Source organism: Humidesulfovibrio sp. (genome assembly GCF_035560995.1).
In the GTDB taxonomy this organism is placed as follows: Bacteria; Desulfobacterota; Desulfovibrionia; order Desulfovibrionales; family Desulfovibrionaceae; genus Humidesulfovibrio.
The window spans coordinates 1-5,942 of record NZ_DATMYK010000309.1; the positions used below are offsets into that span (position 1 = coordinate 1).

General features: G+C 67.5%; 6 protein-coding genes. All 6 read left to right on the forward strand.

All coding sequences use genetic code 11. The annotated features are described in order from the left end of the window. Window positions 1-126: 126 nt before the first annotated feature. Complete coding sequence (locus VN419_RS12325) at window positions 127-930, forward strand: PTS system mannose/fructose/sorbose family transporter subunit IID (RefSeq protein ID WP_325647522.1); 804 nt, start codon at window positions 127-129, stop codon at window positions 928-930. Window positions 931-972: 42 nt separating this feature from the next. Then, window positions 973-1,287, forward strand: a complete 315-nt coding sequence (locus VN419_RS12330; RefSeq protein ID WP_325647523.1) for an HPr family phosphocarrier protein — start codon at window positions 973-975, stop codon at window positions 1,285-1,287. Next, entirely contained in the window at window positions 1,287-3,071 is a 1,785-nt protein-coding gene (gene ptsP, locus VN419_RS12335; protein WP_325647524.1) for a phosphoenolpyruvate--protein phosphotransferase, read from the forward strand. Before VN419_RS12330 ends, ptsP begins: the two co-directional genes overlap by 1 nt. 5 nt (window positions 3,072-3,076) lie before the next feature. Beyond that, complete coding sequence (smpB, locus tag VN419_RS12340) at window positions 3,077-3,553, forward strand: SsrA-binding protein SmpB (RefSeq protein ID WP_325647525.1); 477 nt, start codon at window positions 3,077-3,079, stop codon at window positions 3,551-3,553. Between the two features lie 37 nt (window positions 3,554-3,590). Continuing rightward, window positions 3,591-5,003 (forward strand): FAD-binding oxidoreductase, encoded by a 1,413-nt coding sequence (locus VN419_RS12345; RefSeq protein ID WP_325647526.1) that lies wholly within the window; start codon window positions 3,591-3,593, stop codon window positions 5,001-5,003. Further along, window positions 5,003-5,942 (forward strand): (Fe-S)-binding protein (locus tag VN419_RS12350; RefSeq protein WP_325647527.1); only part of this gene is annotated, 940 nt, incomplete at its 3' end. The genes VN419_RS12345 and VN419_RS12350, both read left to right, overlap by 1 nt.

Consider the following 5,942-nt stretch of genomic DNA (forward strand, 5'->3'; position numbering starts at 1 on the left):
CATGGTGGGCGACTACCTGACCATCGCCGGAACCGCGCCCGAGGCCGACCTGGATCTGGCGCGGGAGCTGGGCCTCACCGTGGTGCGCCCCGGGGCGGAACCCGCAGTGGAGCAGGAGCGCTAGCCATGCCCGGACTGCGCGAAAAGTTCTGGAGCGAACGCGGCAAGGCGTACCTCAAGTGCTTTTTGCGCACCTATCTGGTGGGCGCTTCCATGAACCCGCGCGGGCTCATGAGCGTGGGCCTTTTGTACGCCATGCAGCCGGGCCTGTGGATCATCCACCGCGAGGCCAAGGCGCGGGAGCAGGCGCTGAAGCGCTATGCCAAGCATTTCAGCTCGCATCCTTTCTGGGTGCCCTGCCTGGTGGGCATCTTTCTGGCGGTGGAGGCCGACATAGCGGGCCGCAGGCTGCCGCCGGAAGCGCTGGAGAAGGTCAAGAACACCACCAGCTACACCCTGTCCGCCATCGGCGACTCGGTGTTCGCGGGCAGTCTGCTCATCTTCTGGGCGCTTCTCACCTCGTGCCTTTTGCTCATGGGGCAGCGCATATTGCCTTTCTGTATCGGGCTTTTCTTTTTTCTTGGATTGCAGGGCTTCCGCGTGTACACTTTTCTTGGAGGCGTGCGCAGAGGCTTCAGTTTCCTGAGCGCGCTGAAGCGCTGGGATCTCATCAACTGGGGCCGGCGCATAAAGTTTGTGAACGCCGCCCTTTTGTTGTGGCTTTGGGCGCTGCTGTTCCCCAAGGGAGACGCGGCGGCCTGGGCTTGGGGCATGGGCGCGTTCGCCCTTGCCGGGGCCCTTTCCATACGGCCCGTGCTGCCCCGCTGGGTGGTGGCCGGAACCGTGCTGGCCCTGCTTGTGGCCATTCCCTGGCTCATGCTGCGGGCGGGCCTTGTTCCCGTGGGGCTGCCGCCTTTGGGCATGCCATAGGGCCACATAACGCATGACGGACAAAGACAGCGGTTGGAGATCATGACCGAGACGAGCGCCACATCGGATTGCGAGGCCAGCGCCGTGGGCGAGAGCGTGCGGCAGGTGCTGGTGGCCAATCAGCTGGGCCTGCACGCGCGGCCCGCCAGCCAGATCGCCCGCGAGGCCCAGGCCTTTGCCGCCAGCATCAGCATCACCGGCACGGGCCAGACCGTTGACGCCAAGAGCATTCTGGACGTGCTGACCCTGGCCGCCGGGCCCGGCAGCACCCTTGAGATACGCGCCAGCGGCCACGACGCCGAGCTGGCGGTGGAGAAGATCTCGCAACTTTTCGCCGCAAGGTTCGGGGAGAAATAGTGGCCAGAGCCATTGTTCGCGGCATCTCGGTGTCCACGGGCTTCGCCATAGGCAAGGCCGTGTTCGTCAACCGCAGGCACCACGCGGAGGTGCCGCGGCAGTCCGTGGCTCCCGCCCTGGTGGATGCGGAGGAGACCCGCCTGCGCCAGGCCTTCAGCGACGTGGAGGGAGACCTGGCCGCCGCGCGCGACCGCATTCCGGCCGAACTGGCCGAGCACCGCCACATCCTTGAATCTCACCTGATGATCCTGAAGGACCCCAAGCTCTGCGGAGCCGCGGCCAAGCACATCCGCGACCTGGGCGTAAACGCCGAATGGGCGCTGGAAAAGGCCGTGGCCGAGCTGGAAAAGGCTTTCGGCCAGCTTGACGACCTGTACATCCGCGAGCGTTTGCAGGACGTGCGCGTCATGAGCGACCGCGTCATGTCGCGCTTGCTCGGCGCCGTGCGCACGGAGCTGGCCGTGGAGGGCCGGGTCATCATCATGGCCCACGACCTGACCCCGGCCGACACGGTGATGCTCGAAGTGGGCAAGATCATGGGCTTCGCCACGGCCCAGGGCGGCAAGACCTCGCACACCGGCATCATGGCCCGCACGCTGGGCATCCCGGCCCTTGTGGGTGCGGGCGAGCTGGAGGAGCTGGTCAATGACGGCGACCTCGTCATCATCGACGGCGTGGGCGGCCGCGTGCTGGTGGACCCGGACGAGGACGAGCTGGCCGAGTTCAACGAGCTGGCCGACCAGTTCGAGGACTACCAGCGCCGCATCTACCGCGGCTGCCAGCTCCCGGCCGAGACCATCGACGGCTACCGCGTGCAGGTGCTGGCCAACATCGAACTCATCGAGGAAGTTGCGGCGGTGCTGGACAACGGCGGCGAGGGCATCGGCCTGTACCGCACGGAATACAGCTACCTGAACCGCACGGACCTGCCCGGCGAGGACGAGCTGGCGGACAAATATTCCGACCTCGCGGCCATCATGAGCCCGCGCAAGGTCATCTTCCGCACCCTGGACCTGGGCGCGGACAAGTTCATCGCCAGCTTCGGCGCGCTGGACGAGGCCAACCCGGCCATGGGCCTGCGCGCCATCCGCTTCTGCATGCAGCACCCGGAGCTGTTCAAGACGCAGCTCAAGGCCATTGCCCGGGCATCCGCCTACGGCAACGTCAGCATCATGTTCCCCATGATCTCCGGCCTGCGCGAGGTTCGCCGCGCCAAGGCCAAGCTGCGGGAGGCCCAGGAGGAACTGCGCGCCGAGGGCCGCCGCTTCAACCCGGACATGCCCGTGGGCATCATGATCGAGCTGCCCGCGGCCGTGATGATCGCCAGCATGTTGGCCGAGGAAGTGGACTTCTTCAGCATCGGCACCAACGACCTCATCCAGTACAGCCTGGGCATCGACCGCACCAACGCCCACGTGAGCTACCTGTACCAGCCCCTGCACCCGGCGGTGCTCAGGAGCATCAAGCACGTGGTGGACGCCGCGCACCAGGCGGGCATTGAAGCCAGCCTCTGCGGCGAGGTGGCCAGCGACCCCTTCTGCGTCCCCATCCTCATGGGCATGCAGATCGACTGCATTTCGCTTTCGCCCCAGGCCATTCCGGGCATCAAGCGCATCATCCGCCAGGCGCGGATGAGCGAGTGCAAATCGCTGTTGCGCGACGTTTTGGCCTGCCGCACCGTGGGCAAGATCAACCGGCTGGTGCGTGATACAATCTTCCACAAGTACCCTGAAGAACTTAATTTCTTTGCCTCGTTACTCGATAACGACGACCTCGGCGGTTAAATCCCATGTCTCAACCAAATCGCCATGCGGGCGAAAAGCTCATCGCCACGAACAAGAACGCGCGGCGGCTCTACGAATTCCTGGAAGTGCTGGAGGCCGGCGTGGTGCTCATGGGCTCGGAGCTCAAGAGCCTGCGCGAGGGCCGCGTGAACTTCATGGACGGCTACGTGCGCTTCAACAACGACGAGGCCTGGCTCACGGGGGTGCATATAGCGCCCTACGCCAACGCGGGCATGGACCCGCACGACCCCACGCGCGAGCGCAAGCTGCTGCTGCACCACCGCGAGATCGACAAGTTGCAGGCCCTGGCCGCGCAGAAGGGCCTCACCGTCATCCCGGTGCGGCTGTACTTCAAGAACGGCCGCGTGAAGCTTGAGATCGCGCTGGGCAAGGGCAAGAACGTGCACGACCGCCGCGACGACCTCAAGGAACGCGACCTGAACCGCGACACGGCGCGGCAACTGGCCGATTACCGCAAATAGCCCCGCCACCCCAGGGCGGGCCTTCCGGATGCCTCCCATGAACACCACCCCGGCCACCAGCCTTGCGCAGGGGCTTTCCCCCGCGCACCTGCGCTTCCTGGAACAGCTCTTCCCCGGCGAGGGGCTTTTGACCGATCCCACGCAGATGGCCGTGTACGGCGCGGATTCCAGCCGCCGTTCGGCCATGCCCTGGGCCGTCGTCCGCCCCCGGACCGAAGAGCAGGTCATCGAGCTTTTGAAGTGGGCCCAGGCCGAGCGCATGCCCCTGGTGCCCCGTCTGCGCGGCACCGGCATGAGCGGCGGCGCGGTGCCCGCCTTCGGCGGCGTGGTGGTCTCCACTCTGTGGCTGAACCGCGTGCTCGACATCGACGGCGACGACTTCTGCGCCGAGGTGGAGCCCGGCGTCATCACGGCGGAGTTCCAGGCCCTGACGCAGAAGCAGAAGCTGTTCTACCCGCCGGACCCGGCCAGCCTCAAAATCTCAACCCTCGGCGGCAACGTCTCCACCTGCGCGGGCGGCATGCGCGCGGTCAAATACGGCGTCACGCGCGACTACGTGCTGGGCGTGCGCGCCGTGCTGCCGGGCGGACGTGTCGTGGACGCCGGAGGCCGCACGCACAAGAACGTGGTGGGCCTCGACCTCACGCGGCTTTTCGTGGGCTCCTGCGGCACGCTGGGCATTTTCACCAAGCTGACCCTGAAGCTGCTGCCCCTGCCCGAGGGCTCGGCCACAGTGCTGGCGGCCTTCGGCTCCTTGAGCGAGGCCCTGAACGGCGCGCGCGGCGTGTTCCGCGCGGGCATTCTGCCCACGGCCATGGAGTTCCTGGACGCCAAGGCCTGCTGGGGCATCAGCCAGATCAAGGACGTGCCCTGGCCTCAGGAAACCACCAAGGCAGTCTTGGTGCTCAAGGTGGACGGCAGCAAGGCCGCGCTGGCCGCGGAGCTTTCCCGCCTGGAAGCCGCGCTGGCCCCGGCGCATCCCCTGTGCCTGCTGAAGGGCCTGGGCGCGGCGGAGGAAGAGCCGCTCTGGGAGCTGCGCAGGCTCGTCAGCCCGGCCAGCTTCCACCTGGGGCCGGACAAGCTGGGCGAGGATGTGGCCGTTCCGCGCGGCAAGACCGTGGAGGCCGTGGAGGGCTTTCAGGCCATCGGCGCGGAGCACGGCATCCACGTGGTGTGCTACGGCCACCTGGGCGACGGCAACACCCACGTGAACATCGTGTACGATGCGAGCGACCCGGACCAGAGCGCGCGCGCCAAGAAGTGCAAGGAGGCCGTGTTCAAGCTGACCTTGAGCCTGGGCGGCACCCTCTCGGGCGAGCACGGCACGGGCATCACCAAGGGGCCCTACGTCTCCTGGCAGCTGGGCGAGGAAGAGCGCCGCCTCATGGCCGGAATCAAGGATGTTTTCGATCCCCTGGGCATTTTGAACCCCGGCAAGGGGTGGGTGTAATGGGCGAGGACCAGAAGCCGAGCCAGCCTGCGAAACCGGCGGACTGCGTTCTCTGCGGCTGCTGCCTGGAGGGCTGCCCGCTCTTGGCCGCCACCGGGCGGGAGGAGCTGTCGCCCCGGGCCAAGGCGCTCCTCGCCGGGCCGAGCAAGTTCAAGGCGGCCAACATGGACGGGGGGCTGCCCGAGGCCGACGTGGCGGCCTTGACCGGCCTGTGCCTGGCCTGCGGCCGTTGCGAGAAGCTCTGCCCCCAGGGAGTCAAGGTGCCCGCGCTCATGGCGGCCCTGCGCGCCCGGCACCCGGGCTTTACGCAATGGCTGTGGAAGCAGTGGATCACCCGGCTGGGGCCCTTCTGGTCCCTGGCCGCGCGCGGCGCTGCATTGACGCCCGAAGCCTTTGTGCCCGCGCAGTTCAGCCTGGCCCTGAAGGGCCTGAAGGGCCTGCGCCCCGGCGCCGGGCTCGCGCCCTGGCTCACGATCACCACCTTTCCGACGCAGGCCTATGCCGAGAAATACGGCCAGCGGCCGGTGACGCTCTTTGACGGCTGCGTGGGCCAGGGGCCGCGCGCGGTCTGGGCCAAAACCGCCCGGCAGCTGCTTCAGGGCCTGGGCGCGAATGTGGTCGAGGCACGCTTCTCCTGCTGCGGCAGCACGTTGGGCGTTGCCGGACTGCCGGAGGAACAGGCCCAGGCGCGGCGCGGGAACATCAAAGCCTGGCGCGAGGCCGGACGGCCGCTCATCGCCACCTACTGCGCCACCTGCCGCAAGGGCCTGGCGGATTATGCGGACTGCGGGCTCTTTGCCGACGTGGACGAGGAAAAGTCCTGGGCGTCCAGCGTCACGCCCCTTTCGGCCCTGCTGGCCGGGGCGACGGCCAAGATTCAGCGCGGCGCGCCGAGCATCGTGGGCTACCACCGCCCCTGCCACGCCGACGCGGCGGATT